Origin of the sequence: Mycobacterium gallinarum, assembly GCF_010726765.1 — a bacterium.
Lineage (GTDB): Bacteria > Actinomycetota > Actinomycetes > Mycobacteriales > Mycobacteriaceae > Mycobacterium > Mycobacterium gallinarum.
This window is the reverse complement of record NZ_AP022601.1, coordinates 1,060,484-1,075,204: the sequence shown is the minus strand read 5'-3', so window position 1 is coordinate 1,075,204 and position 14,721 is coordinate 1,060,484. Positions and strand designations below refer to the sequence as shown.

Here is a 14,721-nt window from a genome sequence, read left to right as displayed (position 1 = left end):
GACGGAGAGCCACAGCGGTATGGATGTTCTAATCGGGCAGCTGGCAACGGGATTGAGCCTCGGTTCGATCCTGTTGCTGGCTGCGCTCGGACTGTCGCTGACGTTCGGTCAGATGGGCGTCATCAACATGGCGCACGGCGAGTTCATCATGGCCGGCTGCTACACCGCCTACGTGGTTCAGCAGATCATCTCCAGTGCCGGTGCGTCCCTGTTCATCTCGCTGATCGTCGGCTTCGTCGTCGGCGGGGCCATGGGTGCCCTGCTGGAAGTCACCTTGATCCAGCGGATGTACCACCGTCCGCTGGACACGCTGCTGGTGACGTTCGGCGTTGGACTGATCCTGCAGCAGATCGCCCGCGACATCTTCGGCGCGCCGGCGGTCAACGTCATCGCTCCGGCGTGGCTGTCCGGTGGCGTGGAGATCTTCGGCGCGGTCGTGCCCAAGACCCGGATCTTCATCCTGGTACTGGCGATCGCATGTGTGGCCGCGCTGGCGACCGCGCTCAAGGTCAGCCCGATGGGTAGACGCATCCGGGCGGTCGTGCAGAACCGCGACCTCGCCGAAACCAGCGGCATCTCCTCGCGCAAGACCGACATCACCACGTTCTTCATCGGTTCGGGCCTCGCGGCCGTCGCCGGTGTCGCGTTGACGATGATCGGGTCGACCAGTCCGACGATCGGGCAAAGCTATCTGATCGACGCGTTCCTGGTCGTCGTGGTCGGCGGGCTGGGCCAGATCAAGGGCACCGTGATCGCGGCGTTCTCACTGGGCTTCCTGAACTCGTTCATCGAGTACAACACCACCGCGTCGCTGGCCAAGGTGATCGTGTTCGTGATCATCGTGATCTTCCTGCAGGCCCGCCCGCAGGGTCTGTTCACCGTTCGCACAAGGAGTTTGGTGTGAGAACCGCTCTCGGCCGTTGGCAGACCTGGGCTGGTTTCGGTATCGCGGCGGTCGTGCTGTTCGGGGTCGCGCCGGTGGTGCTGTCCGACTTCCGGCTGTCGCTGCTCGGCAAGTTCTTGTGCTTCGCGATTGTCGCGGTCGGCATCGGGCTGGCCTGGGGCCGGGGTGGAATGCTGGTGCTCGGCCAGGGCGTCTTCTTCGGCCTCGGCGGCTACATGATGGGCATGCACCTCAAGATCGCCGACGCGCAGATTCGCGGCGACGACGTGCCCGACTTCATGCAGATCGCCGGCGTGCGCGAACTGCCCGGCTACTGGCAACCGTTCGCCTCCCCCGCCTTCACGGTGCTGGCGATCGTGCTCGTGCCGACGGCCATCGCCGCGGCGTTGGGTTTCGGCGTCTTCAAGCGCCGTGTCAAAGGCGCGTACTTCGCGATCCTGTCGCAGGCGCTGGCCGCCGCTCTGGCGATCCTGCTCGTCGGCCAGACCAGCATCGGTGGCAGCAACGGGCTCAACAGGTTTCGCACATTCTTCGGTTTCACCCTGAACGACCCGGCCAACCGCCGGATGCTCTACTTCATCGCCGCGGGCGTGTTGCTGCTGGTCGTCGCCGTGGTCCGGCAGCTGATGCAGAGCCGCTACGGCGAGTTGCTGGTGGCTGTGCGCGACGGCGAGGAGCGGGTGCGCTTCCTGGGCTACGACCCTGCCAACATCAAGGTCGTCGCCTATACCGTCGCCGCACTCTTCGCCAGCATCGCCGGCGCGCTGTTCGCGCCGATCGTCGGGTTCATCGCACCCTCACAGGTCGGTATCCTTCCGTCGATCGCGTTTCTGATCGGGGTCGCTATCGGCGGGCGCACGACACTGCTGGGTCCGGTCCTGGGTGCGATCGGTGTGGCGTGGGCGCAAACCCTGTTCTCCGAACGTTTTCCGTCGGAGTGGACGTACGCCCAGGGCCTGCTGTTCATTGTGGTCGTCGGCTTCTTCCCGGCGGGTCTGGCCGGACTGGGTGTGTTCCTGAAGCGTCGCCGCAAAGCCAAAGTCGAACCACCTCCGGAAAAGGCCACTGACTCCGACCCCGACACCGAGAAGGTGGGTGCCAGCTCATGACCGAGGTCGACGCGAGCACGGCAAGCAAGGAACCCATCGAGGGCGGCGACGTCGGCATGGGCACCCAGTACCTCGAAGTTCGCGGACTGACAGTCGATTTCGACGGCTTCAAGGCGGTCAGCGACGTCGACCTCACCTTGTTCCAGGGTGACCTCCGATTCCTCATCGGGCCCAACGGTGCGGGAAAGACCACGGTGATCGACGCGATCACCGGGCTGGTGTCGGCGACCGGGTCGGTGAACAAGTCCGGCGTCGAACTGCTCGGTAAGAAGGTGCACCAGATCGCGCGCAGCGGAGTGGGCCGAACCTTCCAGACCGCGAGCGTGTTCGAGCAACTGACCGTGCTGCAGAACCTCGACATCGCCGCCGGCGCGACCCGATCCGCATGGACCTTGTTGCGGCGCCGCAAGGGTGTGCTCCCGACGATCGAGCAGGCGATGCACACCATCGGGCTGACCCACCTGGCCGACAAACCCGCCGGAGTGCTCGCCCACGGACAGAAGCAGTGGCTGGAGATCGGCATGCTGCTGGTCCAGAACTCCGACGTGCTCCTGCTCGACGAACCGGTGGCGGGCATGAGTACCGAAGAGGGTGAAGAAACCGGGAACCTGTTGCGCCGCATCGGTGCCGAGCGCACCGTCGTCGTGGTCGAACACGATATGGACTTCATGCGTGCATTCGCCACGTCGGTGACCGTGCTGGCACGCGGCCAGGTGATCGCCGAGGGTTCGGTTGCCGAAGTTCAGGCCAACCCGAAGGTGCAGGAGGTCTACCTGGGGACCGCCGCGGCAGGCGCCGACGGCATCGAACTCGTCGAGGAGAACTCCTGATGCTGCAACTGGTCGACGTGCACGCCGGGTACGGCCGCTCCGAGGTCATCCACGGCGCCAACATCGAGGTGCCGACCGACGGCGTCGCCGCCGTGATGGGGCACAACGGCGCAGGAAAGACGACGCTGCTGCGCGCGGCGGTCGGCCTACTGAAGTGCAACTCCGGCAAGGTGCTGTTCGACGGCGAAGAACTCACCAAGCTACGGCCCAGCGCCCGCGTCAAGCGTGGCTTGGCGTATGTGCCGCAGGGACAGCAGTCCTTCGGTCAGCTGACGACGGCCGAGAATCTCCAGGTCGTCGCCGACGGCCGAAAGAACGGTAAGCAGCTGATCGACGAGCAGCTCGATTTGTTTCCCGCGTTGAAGGAACTGCTCACGCGACGGGCCGGCCTGTTGTCCGGCGGTCAGCGCCAGCAGCTGGCAATCGCCCGCGCACTGATCACCACCCCCAAGTGCCTGATCCTCGACGAGCCGACCGAGGGCATCCAGCCCTCGGTCGTCGCCGAGATCGAAGCGGCGATCACAGCGTTGACACAGCGCGGCGGCCTCGGGGTGCTGCTGGTCGAACAGCACATCGGCTTCGCATTGGAATCCGCGCAGCGGTACTACATCCTGGAGGCGGGACGCGTCACGTCCAGCGGTACCGGCGGCTCGGCGTCGGAGGCCGACGTGCGTGCCGCCATGGCCATCTAGGGACGGTCACCAAGCGCGAGCACTGTCTCATCTGCTCCCAAGCGGTGCGCCTCGAACGTCAGGTAGAACAACGCCGACACCCCCACCGGTCCGAACCATCCCAAATACAACGCCTCAGCGGTGCACCGGCAACCTGCGCATCTTCGCCGACATCGTCGCCACCACGACCCGTGTAGGCCGACAACAGCCAGCACAGTATCCAGTTCCGCGCGTTGTGAGGTCCCCCGCTCGGACACGACATGCATGGGTCCGTATCAGGACTCGAATCAATACGTATGCCGATGCGCGTCCGGGGTACGTGGTAACTCGATGGCCGGCACGCAAGGAGACCTGATGAGTAATGTAAACATCCGCATACGAAGCCGCGGTGGGAAGATGCACATGCCCCGCAGCCGAGGCGCTGCCACCGGCTTGCTCTTGATTCTCCTGGGTCTCTGGGGTGCGTTGATCCCCTTTCTGGGGCCCTACTTCAACTTCGCCTTCACGCCGGACCAGGAGTGGACATGGACAGCCGCGCGGGGCTGGCTCCAGGTGCTTCCCGGAGTGGTCACGGTCCTCGGTGGCCTGCTGCTCACCCTTTCCGATAACCGTGCAACAGCGATGCTGGGGGCATGGATGAGCGGCCTCGCCGGCGCTTGGTTTGTGGCGGGGCGCGCCGTTGCTGCGCCGTTGGGGCTCGGTGAAGTGGGCACACCGGTCGCCACGACCGAGACGAAGACCGCGTGGCTGGAGTTGACCTACTTCAGCGGCTTGGGCGCATTGATGATCTTTATCGCCGCGCTGTGCATGGGCCGGTTGTCGGTGCGGAGCCTGCGCGACATCAGACGTGCAGACGCACCGGTGACCTTAACCGAACACGATGCCGGTCGCGACGCCGAGCTTATGACATCGAAAACTGTTGAGAGAGTGGATAAGTCAGAAACCGCTGTCGACAGCGACGACCAAACACCGCGACGCCGTCGAGTGAGCGATTTGTTCCATCGCCGGCATTCGACATCGGCTCGTTGATGGTCAACTCGGCCCGCCGAAGGCGAGCATTCTGTCCGACACGCCGCGTAGGTCGTCCATGGCGTTGAAAGACGGGGGTCCGCGCGACACCCCCGGATTTCTCGGAGCGATCAGCCAGCGGCGCACTGCGATTCTCGAGGCACTGCGCAGCAGGCTATGGCCGGTGCCTGCGCTCGGCGTGGTCACCGCCGTCGCCGCCGGCATCGTCCTTCCCGAACTCGACGCCGCCCTCGACGCGCACATTCCCCCGACGCTTTCGGAATACTTGTTCGGAGGCGGGGCCGACGCAGCGAGGGAGGTCCTCGGGGCCGTCGCGACGTCGCTGATCACCGTGACGTCATTGACGTTCTCGCTGACCTTGATCACTCTGCAGCTGGCCAGCAGCCAGTACACGCCCAGGCTCTTAAGAACATTCGCAGCGGATCAGTTCGTTCAACGCACCCTCGCGTTGTTCCTCGCAACGTTCGTCTACGCGTTGACGGTGCTGCGTACAGTCCGCAACGACAGCGACGGCGGCGCGGAGTTTGTCCCCCAGATCGCGGTGACATTCGCTTACATGATGGCCATGGCCAGCGTCCTGGCCCTGGTCCTGTTCCTCGGACATCTGGTCCGACAGATTCGGATCGAGACCATGCTCAACCACGTCCGCGCCGACATCAGTGACACCGCAGCACGCATGCTCGATCGACCCGACGAGACCCCCGACCGCGACTTCGCACCGCGCCCGCCCGCCAATGCGGCGATCATCACGGCGCGATCGTCGGGATTTCTTGTCTCGGTTGACGAGAAGTCCCTGCTGGCGGCGGCAACAGACGCCGAGGTCGCGATATGGATCGACCGTCCGGTGGGGTCCTACGTCGTGGCGGGGATGCCGGTGGCGTTCTGCTGGTCCGCCGACCAGCAGGGTGTTGCCCTTGACGAAGAGCGGCTGGCATCATTGAGCGCGCGGGTGGCCGGCGCCCTGGAAACCGGCATCGAGCGCACCACGACCCAGGACATCGGCTACGGGCTCCGCCAGCTGACCGATGTGGTGATTCGCGCGCTGAGCCCTGGCGTCAACGACCCCACCACCGCGGTGCACGGACTGAATACGTGCAGCGCAGCCCTGTGTGAACTCGCCGGATATCGCTTGGGACAACGGATCCTGCGAGATGGCCGCGACATACAACGGGTGGTGGTGGCGCGGCCAGACATGCCCGAATTGCTCGATTTGGTGTGCAGTCAAGCGCAGCACTACGGCGCAAGCGATTCCGCAGTGCTGGAAAGGTTGCTGACCCTGCTGCGCGAACTTGCGTGGGTGGTGGTCCTGCCCTCACACCGGAAGGCGGTCGCAGATCGTCTCCGAAGGCTGGAAACCGCAGCGGCAGAGCAAGGATTCGACGTAGTCGACCGCACCCGCCTGGAACGGTGCGCCCAGGACGTCCGTGCGGCACTCGAGCGGCACTGGACGCCAACCTCGGACGCCGCCGTTTAATCCCGGAGGTGCTGAGCGGAAGCCGCTGCGGTGGCCTTGGAACGGGCACCGGATAATTCCCCCGGTGCCCGTGAATCCATTGTTCCTGGAGTTCTATTCGTTGCCGACACTCTCAACCGTCCGATGCGCGAACAATCGCCAATCCCGCCAAGGCTGACCAGTCGCCGATCTTGTCTGTAGTGATGACGCTGAGCGACCCATCGGACTCGAGTACCACCGCGGCGACCTGGCTGACGTCGCCCTGTCCGGTCGACCGGATGGCTTGGCGAATCTGGTCAACACTGACGCGCTGGTCCCTCAACGCCTCGTCCAGGTAACGACCCTGCGAGACAAGGAGAGTAGGTCGCGCAGTCACGAAAGCCCGCCCGAGCCTGAACCGCGATGAAATGGTCGCCGCGAGGAACTGCAACACGGCCAGCAACGCGAGCGCCGTCACGCCCTCGGCGAATGACACGTCGGAGTTGAGCAAAATCGTGGCCAGGGTGGAACCGACCGCGACGGTGACCACCAAGTCGAACGCGTTGAGCTTGGCCAAAGTGCGCTTCCCCGATATTCGCAGTACCACGATCAAGGTGATGTAGGCCGCGGACCCAATTAACACCACCCTGGCGATGTCACTCCACACATCAAACCACATGTCATTCAGCTACTTTCGTCGGATCCTCGGACCCTGCCCGAGAAGGGGAGCACACACGTGCGGCCGAGGATGCATCGACACACATCCGTTGACGGAGTCGCGCCAATGTGCCGTTCAAGAGTCGCGATACCTGTACCTGCGAGACGTTGAGACGTACGGCAATTTCCCGTTGCGTCAGGCAGTCGACGAAACGCATACACAAAATTGCGCGCCGCCGCGGATCCAATTCGGCGATGACTTCTCGCAGCACGATGAGATCCTCGACGAAGACGAAGGCTGGATCGTCCGCGCCTACTGACTCGCCGATACTCACTGCTTGTGCTCCCTGAGGTTCGCCGCGGGGAGCATCGAGCGACTGCGGCCGGTACGCCGAGTGCGCGGACTCGGATTGCGATACGTCGTCAACGTCGACGCCGAGTTCTCTTGCCACTTCTTGATTCGTCGGCGGTCTACTCAACCGCTGAGACAGCATGTCCACGGTGCGCCGCATCCTGAGCTGCGTCTCCTGAACCTTACGCGGGACTCGCATCGACCAGGTGCTGTCACGGAAGTGCCGTCGCACCTCTCCCCGGATCGTCGGCACCGCAAACGCCATGAATCGACCCTTGCCCGGCACAAAGCGGTCGACACTCTTGATCAACCCGAGTCGGGCGGCCTGCTTCAAATCATCAGCTGGCTCACCTCGGCCGACAAACCGGTAGGCAATGTTATCCGCGATTGGCAGACACTCGGTGATGATGCGTTGCCGTCGTCGTCGGCGCTCCTCATGGTTGGCGCAGTCGGCCATCTGCACCAACCGCTGCTCGATGTTCGTCCAGCCGAGAACACGCGTGGCGGGTGCGGTTTTCGTTCCAGTGCGCTGTGTGACGGTCATGTCGGCTCCTTCCGCGGCGCAGAAGTGACTTGATGCCCTTCGATTGCTACCTGTAGAGCGCCTACCCCGATGAAAACGAGAAACCGGTCCGCGGCTTGATCGTTGCCTAATCGCAATCACGACGCGGTGATAGCCCCCCTGAAGCGCCGAACGCTAATGCAATCTGCACGCAGACCTCAGGCTGCTCTCAGGTTGGCGAAGTACGTCACCGCATCCGGCACGATCTCTTCTGCAGCCAGGTATCAACAGCGCTCGATGGGGCACCCTGTCGTCGACAGGAGGGCTTCGAATTCGTGCCAGCGGTTCGACGGCGCCCGTGTCATCAACACATCGCATCGCGTCAAGCGGAGGAGATCAGTCAATGCAGTTCAGAGCGCGGGCTTCCGCGTTTGTGGGAACGGCGGCGTTGGCCTGGTGCGCCGTCGGGTGCGGCGAGGATCCGGTGCTGGGCTCATCCAACCGCGGCTCTGGGTCACACACGGAGGACACCAGCGTCGAAAACGCCTACATCGTGCCGGCCTACGTTCCCGGCCGATGCGTGATTCAACTCAACGCCGGCGGCGAGATTCGGTTTACCGTGACGAACAGCCGTCCGGCGGAAGCCGAGCGACTCCTCGGATTGTCGACGACTGCGGCAGAGCAGGCGCGCGTAATCGACAGCGTGACTATCGCGCCCAAGTCAACGGTCAGCTTTGGCCAGCCGAACACCAACGACCCGAGCGGTCCGGCGGTGCGGTTGGATCGATTGGATCCGGATCTGCGTCCCGCGATGACGGCCGATGTCACATTCCAATTCGAGCGTGCAGGCGACCTGACGTTGCCAGTGCCGGTAGAGGCGTGTCCCGTGCAAGGTCCGTGACGAATCTCTTCGCGTCACAATCTCATCGGCGGAATCGGTGCGAACGCTTTGATCACTCAGCAGTCGGTTCGAATCTCGAAGGTAGCGGTGGCGGTTTCAGCGGGATCGTCGTGATAGAACCCCACGGCGGTTCCTGTCACGGTGAAGGTGCCTTTCGTCACCTCGGCGTCGGCCTCGACGGCGGGGACGGTGACAGAGGCGTTCCAGGCACTGCCGGTGAAGCCGCCGAGGTTGTCGATCCGCACCAGCTCTGCCTGAATGGTGTCGCCGGTGCGTACCTGCGCGGTGAAGCCGGGGGTCTGATCCAAACTTTCGATGAACCACACCCACTGAACCTGTTCACAACTGACGGCGGCCGATCATCGATTTCCCCGCCGTTGATCAAGACACGTGCAGTGTGGGTGCCGAGCGCTTCGTACCCACTCGTGCATCCCCCCGCGGCGAGTGTCGTGGTCATCGTTACGACGGTCACCGTGACATGCCTGCGATGTCGCTCCGCCCGGGACAATCGTCTGTTTCTCATGTCGAGTGGTACCCGAGCCCTACCACTACATACTGTGCGCACGGCACAAGTTCGGGGCGCGCGCTCGAGGTGTCGAGACCACGTATGAGTAATCCTCAAGCGGGTACGAATGTCCCATGATAATGCGAATAGTGATTGCGTTCGCTGGCTTCGTGGGTCTGCTGGTGGCGATCGGCGGCCTGGTGGTCCCCGTTTCGGTGTCCCCGGAGCTGGAGATCATCAGCTGCGGCAGCGCGATGGCTCCTGACCTGACGGAAGCCCGGTCCCACGACGACGCTAGCGCCGCCAATTTTCGAGTTCGTGGCGAGCTGGTTTCCGACACGAACTACACCCGGTTATGTGAGATGGAATTGGAGGACCGAAGGCTCGGGAGTATCCCCTTGGCCATTGTCGGAGTACTCATGATGGGCCTGACAGTCGCCATTGGCGCGCTATCTCGTCGAGCGAAGTCACCGAGCTGACGCCCGCCATCCAGCGCGAGAAAGCATGTTTCATTAGACACGCCGACGATTTCTGTTCAAACGCGGTCGGTCCCGGTGGTTAGTAGGCATGCTGTGCAGAATGGACGCATCCACCGAGGTGAAAGTTCTGATCGACACGGGCGGCCTTGTCGTCACTGACGACGGCCGTCGGGTCAACATCTTCGATCGGTGCACGGGCGCGCTCGCGACGACGGCTTTCGTCCTCGGCATACTGACGCTCGTCGTCGGCGGGTTCGGCCTGGTCGCACTCATCACGGCGGTCCCCTCGACGACGCTCGGCGCGATATTCATCGGGGTGGGGCTCGTGCTCGCGGTGGTGCTGTACCGCGTGGTCGTCACGATTCTGCGGCGCCGCAGCCAACCGCTGCACAACTGCCGCTCGGTCGCGGTGATCGACCGCAAGCTCGGCCTGTTCAGTTACGGCGGCGGCGCCATCGTCCCGCTGGACCAGGTGCGGTTCGCGCGCAGGATGCAAATCGGTTCCAGCTCGCCCAAACTCGTCGCGTTGACGCCCGGTGGGGTGAAAGTTCTCAAGCGCGGCAACCCTTTCGACGGTGGTGTCGGCAATGTCGACGAGGTTCTCACCAACATCGTCCGCGGCGGGTGATCGTGCAGGTCTCCAGACGGTCCGCGCTCGCCCTGTTCGCAACGGCTGTCGGCGGAGCGGCGTTCGGCGCGTCGGCCTGCGGATCAGCACCGTCAACGACCCCGAGGGCCCCGGTGGCGTTGCCGGAGAACGCGCTCATCACCCTCGGCGTCCAAGCCGGACCGCCCCCGGTGCCCAACAAGACCGGGATCTCGTCCGCGCTGAAGATCGGCGACGACGTCTACCAGATCGACTGCGGCCTGGGCTCATTGAACGCATTCACGAACGCCGGGCTGAAGTTCGACCAACTGCGCAGCATGTTCATCACCCACCTGCACACCGACCACACCGTCGACTACGGCAGCTTCCTGTTCTCCGGTGGCTATACGGCGTCCAAAGGCAAGGCGCCGGTCACGGTGTACGGCCCGGGTCCCGCTGGCGGGTTGCCGCCCAGCCAGGTCGGCAATGCCGATCCGGCGACGATCGACCCGGAGCGCCCGACGCCGGGCCTGGCCGAGATGACGAAGTCGCTGCAGCAGGCGTTCGCCTACACGAACAACATCTTCATCCGCGACATGGGGACCGACGACCTTCAGAAGCTGTTCACCGTCGCCGAGATCGCGGTGCCACCAGAAGCCAACTACCAGAACAGATCACCGAAGACCACCCCGCTCCCGGTGATGTCGGACGACAACGTGACGGTCACCGCGACGCTGGTGTCCCACTACGACGTCTTCCCCGCGTTCGGCTTGCGCTTCGATCTCAAGAAACCCGGCGTGTCCGTCACGTTCTCCGGTGATACCACCACATCCGAGAACCTCATCACGTTGGCCAAGGACACCGACATCCTGGTGCACGAGGCGCAGTTCAGCCTCGACGACGCCTACTACGGCAACAGGTTCCCGCCGAACTACCTCAAGAGTTCGCATACCTCGGCCGTGCAGGTCGGTGAGGTGGCCGCCGCGGCCAATGCCGGGCACGTCATCCTGAGCCACTACGAGCCGACCGATCTGCCCAACTCCCAATGGACCGATGAGATCGGGAAGAACTTCTCTGGGGAGATCACCGTCGCGCGCGACGGCCAGGTGTTCGCTCTCTGACCGGTCCTCAGGAGCCCAACGCGGCCGGAATCCGCTCGCCGAAGAGCGTTATCGCGTTACCCGAGCTGACTTTCGCCCGTGTCACGGCGTCCATGGGATAGGACGCCAGGAATTCGGCACCGGCCTGATTGTCGTCCATCGGATAGTCCACCGAGAACATCACACGGTCGGCACCCATCACCTCGAGCGTGCACGCGAAGGCCGGCGGACAGAAGTTGCCGCTTGTGGTGACGTGAAAGTTGTTGCGCAGGTACTCCGATGGCAGACGCTGCAGGCGGTCGCCTGAGCCGCTCCCGCCGAGGCCGTAATACCGGTCGACCCGATAGGCGGCGAACGGGAGCATCTCACCTAGGTGTCCGATGATCATCTGCAATTGCGGGAACTTGTCGAAGAGTCCCGAGTAGATCAGCCGCAACACATGCGTTCCCGTCTCGGCGGCAAATCCCCACGATGCCAAATGCAGACCGTCGTCAACATACGGTGCGAACCACGCGTCCATCACGGCCGGATGCGGCGTCGTCGGGTGAAGATAAACAGGCGCCCCCAGTGATTCGGCACAGCCGAACAAGTCTTCGTACGCCGGATCGTCAAGGTAGCGTCCCTGACAATGTCCGTTGATCAATCCGCCTACCAACCCCAATTCAGTTACCGCACGCTCGAATTCGGCCGCAGCAGCGTCCGGATCCTGCGTCGCCAACGTCGCGAAGCCCCCGAATCGGCTCGGGTTCGCACGCACCGACTCGGCCAGGTCATCGTTCGCCCGGCGCGCAAGGTCCACCGCGCGGGCGACATCGGTCTCGTCCTGCACCCCGGGGTCGAACAACGACAGGATCTGGAAATCGATGCCCGCGGCGTCCATCTGCTCGATTCGAAGTGGACCCCGGTCGTACAGCCGGTCGTAGGCGACGGGGTTGTTGGTACGCAGCCACGAACCCACGACGTTGTCAGTGCTGGCCGGATCCCAGGCGAAATGCTCCTCGAGCGCGATCAGCGACATGACACCTCCGTGGTCGGTTCGGGTCAACCCTACGCGGAGAATTGGGCATCCTGGTGGCGATGAGCGCGTCTTCGGAACCGATGATCCTCGCCGAACAGGGCGCTCTGGTGATCGCCGAACAGGGCCGCAATGTGCTGGTCATCGACCGCGGGCAAGCGCCGACGGAGATCACGGTCCTGGTCTTGACGATGGCGGCGCTGATCTTCGGCGGCTTCGGTGTCGTATCGCTGTTCTACGAATTGACCGGATCGCCGTCGCTGCCGTCGACCGTCATCGGTGCGGCGCTTCTCCTCGTGGGGATCGCGGCGTTCCGGACGATGCTCACAGCGGGCGAGGCGCTTCGCCGCGTACGCCTGACCCCGATGAGCGCCTACGTACCGGTCGCCGTGTTCGACCGTGAGAACCGGCTGTACCGGGACGGTGGGGGTGAGATCGTCGCGCGCCTGGACGAAGTGCGCTTCGAGCGCCACACGCAGCGACTGACCGCAAGCATTGTTGCGGTGACGCCGTACGGCACGCGTGTTCTCCTGAGCGGCAACGTGTTCAGGGGTGGCATCGGCGCTCTCGACAGAGTGCTCGACAACGCCGTGCACGGAAGATGAGCCAGAGGCGTTCGGCGCGAGGGGCAGGTCTTCGCGCTCTAGGCCCGGTTGAGCCGCGAAAGGACCTCTGCCAGAACGGCATCGATGACGACATCGACCTGCTCACCGGTCGCGAGGTTCTTCACCCCAACAGTGCCCGCCTCGATATCGCGGTCACCGGCAACCAGAGCTATCGACGCACCGGAGCGGTCCGCCGCGCGCATCGCACCCTTGATTCCGCGGTCACCGTAGGCGAGGTCGACACGCACACCCGCGGCACGCAACCGCGCAGCGAGCACTGCCAGCGTCACCTTGGCCTGCTCGCCGAGTGGCACGGCGAACACGTCGACGCGGGCCGTACCGCCGACGGTCTTGCCCTCGGCCTTCAGCGCCAGCATCGTCCGGTCCACACCCAGACCAAAACCGATGCCGGACAGATCTTTCCCACCGAGCTGCCGCATCAGACCGTCATACCGGCCGCCGCCGCCGATCCCCGACTGCGCGCCGAGCCCGTCGTGCACGAACTCGAAGGTGGTCTTGGTGTAGTAATCCAGCCCCCTGACCATGCGCGGATTCACGACATACGGCACGCCCAGCGCATCGAGATGTACCAGGACGGTGTCGAAGTGCTGCTTGGCGACGTCGGACAGGTGATCCAGCATGACGGGGGCGTCCTTGGTCATCTCCCGCACCTTGGGGCGCTTGTCGTCGAGTACCCGCAACGGGTTGATCTCCGCGCGCCGACGGGTGTCCTCATCGAGGTCGAGCTTGAACAGGAAGTCCTGCAACAGTTCCCGGTACTGCGGACGGCACGTGTCGTCGCCGAGCGACGTGATCTCGAGCCGGAACCCGTCGAGACCCAGTGACCGGAAGCCGGCGTCGGCGATCGCGATGACTTCGGCGTCCAATGCCGGGTCGTCGACGCCGATCGCCTCCACCCCGACCTGCTGCAGCTGGCGGTAGCGGCCGGCCTGCGGCCGCTCGTAGCGGAAGAACGGCCCCGCGTAGCAGAGCTTGACCGGCAGCGGGCCCCGGTCCAACCCGTGCTCGATCACCGCACGCATCACCCCGGCGGTGCCCTCCGGCCGCAGCGTCACCGAGCGGTCGCCGCGATCGGCGAAGGTGTACATCTCCTTCGACACCACGTCGGTGGACTCCCCCACGCCGCGCGCGAACAGCGCGGTGTCCTCGAAGATCGGCAGTTCGACATCGCCGTATCCCGCGCGGCGGGCCGCGTCCAGCAGACCGTCGCGAACACCGACGAACTGCGCCGAGTCGGGCGGCAGATAATCCGGGACGCCCTTGGGCGCCTGAAAATCACTCACTAGTTCAAGCCTTCGAGGAATGGGTTACTACGGCGCTCGAATCCGATCGTGGTCTTCTCGCCGTGTCCAGGTAGTACCACGGTGTCGTCATCGAGCACCAACAGTTTTGTCACGATCGAGCCGAGCAGGTCACGCCCGCTGCCACCGGGCAGGTCGGTGCGGCCGACCGATTGCCGGAACAGCGTATCGCCGGTGAAGACCACTTCATCGGTCCCTTCGGAAACGCGGAACACGACTGAGCCTCGCGTGTGGCCCGGGGTGTGGTCGACCGTCACCGTGACATCCCCGAGTTCCAGCTTGTCTCCGTCCTGGTCCAGTTCGATGACCTGCTTCGGCTCTGAGAACAGCGCCCCGAATGCCAGCTGGGCCAGCTTCGGCCCGAAATCCTTGATCGGGTCGGTCAACATGAAGCGGTCCTCGGGGTGGATATAGGCCGGGCAGCCGTACATATCGGCCACCTTCTGGGCCGACCAGATGTGGTCGATGTGACCGTGGGTGAGCAGCACCGCCGCAGGTGTCAGGTGATTCTCGTCCAGAATCCGTCGTAACGGCATCATCGCCCGCTGGCCCGGATCGACGATGATCGCGTCGGCTCCAGGCCGCTGGGCCAGCACGTAGCAGTTGCACGCCAACATGCCCGCCGGGAATCCGGTGACCAACACGGTCCCCAGTTTCCCATCCCCGATGACGTGGGTCGCAACGCCACACTCAGCAACGCCTGGCACACTCGTTGCCGACCG

At 64.2% G+C, this 14,721-nt stretch carries 17 protein-coding genes; 11 read left to right on the top strand and 6 right to left on the bottom strand.

All coding sequences use genetic code 11. The features are described 5' to 3' along the window. Positions 1–19 precede the first annotated feature (19 nt). From urtB to G6N42_RS05370, 6 genes are all read left to right on the top strand, one after another. Entirely contained in the window at positions 20–904 is an 885-nt protein-coding gene (gene urtB / locus G6N42_RS05395; protein ID WP_163727084.1) for an urea ABC transporter permease subunit UrtB, read from the top strand. Then, entirely contained in the window at positions 901–2,013 is a 1,113-nt protein-coding gene (gene urtC / locus G6N42_RS05390) for an urea ABC transporter permease subunit UrtC (RefSeq protein WP_163727080.1), read from the top strand. Before urtB ends, urtC begins: the two co-directional genes overlap by 4 nt. Further along, positions 2,010–2,843, top strand: a complete 834-nt coding sequence (urtD, locus tag G6N42_RS05385) for an urea ABC transporter ATP-binding protein UrtD (RefSeq protein ID WP_163727077.1) — start codon at positions 2,010–2,012, stop codon at positions 2,841–2,843. Before urtC ends, urtD begins: the two co-directional genes overlap by 4 nt. Next, a complete protein-coding gene (gene urtE, locus G6N42_RS05380) occupies positions 2,843–3,535 on the top strand; it encodes an urea ABC transporter ATP-binding subunit UrtE (protein ID WP_163727074.1) in 693 nt (230 codons plus the stop codon). Before urtD ends, urtE begins: the two co-directional genes overlap by 1 nt. A gap of 333 nt (positions 3,536–3,868) precedes the next feature. Next, on the top strand, positions 3,869–4,543 hold the full coding sequence (locus G6N42_RS05375) for a hypothetical protein (RefSeq protein ID WP_163737015.1): 675 nt from the start codon (positions 3,869–3,871) through the stop codon (positions 4,541–4,543). Positions 4,544–4,601: 58 nt separating this feature from the next. Next, a complete protein-coding gene (locus tag G6N42_RS05370) occupies positions 4,602–6,017 on the top strand; it encodes a DUF2254 domain-containing protein (protein ID WP_163727072.1) in 1,416 nt (471 codons plus the stop codon). A 112-nt stretch (positions 6,018–6,129) separates the two neighbouring features. On the opposite strand, the gene G6N42_RS05365 is transcribed toward G6N42_RS05370, so the two are convergent. Together G6N42_RS05365 and G6N42_RS05360 are read right to left on the bottom strand one after the other, a co-directional pair. Further along, positions 6,130–6,654: a DUF421 domain-containing protein gene (locus G6N42_RS05365; RefSeq protein ID WP_163727068.1), complete on the bottom strand. Its 525-nt coding sequence runs from the start codon at positions 6,652–6,654 to the stop codon at positions 6,130–6,132. A gap of 1 nt (position 6,655) precedes the next feature. Further along, entirely contained in the window at positions 6,656–7,528 is an 873-nt protein-coding gene (locus G6N42_RS05360) for a SigB/SigF/SigG family RNA polymerase sigma factor (RefSeq protein ID WP_163727066.1), read from the bottom strand. A gap of 361 nt (positions 7,529–7,889) precedes the next feature. On the opposite strand from G6N42_RS05360, the gene G6N42_RS05355 reads away from it, so the two are divergent. Further along, positions 7,890–8,387 carry a copper chaperone PCu(A)C domain-containing protein gene (locus G6N42_RS05355; protein WP_232076084.1) on the top strand — a complete coding sequence of 166 codons (498 nt, stop codon included), beginning with the start codon at positions 7,890–7,892 and terminating at the stop codon, positions 8,385–8,387. Between the two features lie 56 nt (positions 8,388–8,443). Here the strand turns inward: G6N42_RS05355 and G6N42_RS31125 are convergent, their stop codons facing one another. After that, positions 8,444–8,713 (bottom strand): lipoprotein LpqH, encoded by a 270-nt coding sequence (locus G6N42_RS31125; RefSeq protein ID WP_232076083.1) that lies wholly within the window; start codon positions 8,711–8,713, stop codon positions 8,444–8,446. Between the two features lie 319 nt (positions 8,714–9,032). On the opposite strand from G6N42_RS31125, the gene G6N42_RS05345 reads away from it, so the two are divergent. From G6N42_RS05345 to G6N42_RS05335, 3 genes are all read left to right on the top strand, one after another. After that, complete coding sequence (locus G6N42_RS05345; RefSeq protein ID WP_232076082.1) at positions 9,033–9,371, top strand: hypothetical protein; 339 nt, start codon at positions 9,033–9,035, stop codon at positions 9,369–9,371. Between the two features lie 100 nt (positions 9,372–9,471). Next, a complete protein-coding gene (locus tag G6N42_RS30900; RefSeq protein ID WP_174262018.1) occupies positions 9,472–9,999 on the top strand; it encodes a hypothetical protein in 528 nt (175 codons plus the stop codon). Between the two features lie 2 nt (positions 10,000–10,001). Next, on the top strand, positions 10,002–11,078 hold the full coding sequence (locus tag G6N42_RS05335) for an MBL fold metallo-hydrolase (protein WP_163727064.1): 1,077 nt from the start codon (positions 10,002–10,004) through the stop codon (positions 11,076–11,078). 7 nt (positions 11,079–11,085) lie between these two features. Here the strand turns inward: G6N42_RS05335 and G6N42_RS05330 are convergent, their stop codons facing one another. Then, a complete protein-coding gene (locus tag G6N42_RS05330; protein WP_163727061.1) occupies positions 11,086–12,075 on the bottom strand; it encodes an amidohydrolase family protein in 990 nt (329 codons plus the stop codon). Between the two features lie 59 nt (positions 12,076–12,134). On the opposite strand from G6N42_RS05330, the gene G6N42_RS05325 reads away from it, so the two are divergent. Beyond that, positions 12,135–12,677: a hypothetical protein gene (locus tag G6N42_RS05325; RefSeq protein ID WP_163727057.1), complete on the top strand. Its 543-nt coding sequence runs from the start codon at positions 12,135–12,137 to the stop codon at positions 12,675–12,677. Positions 12,678–12,715: 38 nt separating this feature from the next. On the opposite strand, the gene hisS is transcribed toward G6N42_RS05325, so the two are convergent. Together hisS and G6N42_RS05315 are read right to left on the bottom strand one after the other, a co-directional pair. Beyond that, positions 12,716–13,981, bottom strand: coding sequence for a histidine--tRNA ligase (gene hisS, locus G6N42_RS05320; protein ID WP_163727056.1), 1,266 nt, complete (start codon positions 13,979–13,981; stop codon positions 12,716–12,718). Further along, entirely contained in the window at positions 13,981–14,643 is a 663-nt protein-coding gene (locus G6N42_RS05315; RefSeq protein ID WP_163727053.1) for an MBL fold metallo-hydrolase, read from the bottom strand. The genes hisS and G6N42_RS05315 overlap by 1 nt, the downstream gene beginning before the upstream one ends. Positions 14,644–14,721 lie beyond the last annotated feature (78 nt).